Annotated in this window: 1 protein-coding gene; it reads left to right on the plus strand. The window is 38.9% G+C overall.

Annotated elements, in window-relative coordinates:
- The coding region (locus ACFIMQ_RS09755) for an autotransporter outer membrane beta-barrel domain-containing protein (protein WP_375703968.1) at nt 1-532 on the plus strand (532 nt) is incomplete at both ends.

Consider the following 532-nt stretch of genomic DNA (forward strand, 5'->3'; position numbering starts at 1 on the left):
TATGGAAGTTTGCAGCATGATACCGGTTTTTATATGGATGGGGTGTTATCATATGGCCTTTTTAAGGGAGATGTTTTGACCCTTGCACGGGGCAAGGTTGTTGCGTTAAAGGGTAAGCAGTTTAGTGGTTCTTTAACGAGTGGTAGAACGTTTGCAATAGGCCATAAAGGTGTTGTTTTTGATCCGCAGGTTCAGGTTGTTTATCAGCATCTTCAATTTAATCAGGCGTGTGATGTTGATAATCTTGATGTTGATTTAGGCAAATTTCATCAATGGGTGGGGCGTGTTGGTGGGCGTTTAAGCAAGACGTTTAATGTTGCTGAAGAGGGACGTGTCGTTTCATTTTATAGTAAGCTTTCTTATTTGCATAGTTTTGACGATAAGCAATTTGTTTCTTTTAAAAAAGATTTTCAGTTAGGTTCCTTTGGTTCTTCTTTGGAAGCAGGAGTTGGGTTTAATGCCCGTCTCTCATCAAAACTTTCTCTTCATGGAGATGTCACTTATCAGCATAGATTTAAGAAAGTTGGTTTTT

This window comes from Bartonella sp. AD13SXNS, from assembly GCF_042196465.1.
GTDB lineage: Bacteria > Pseudomonadota > Alphaproteobacteria > Rhizobiales > Rhizobiaceae > Bartonella.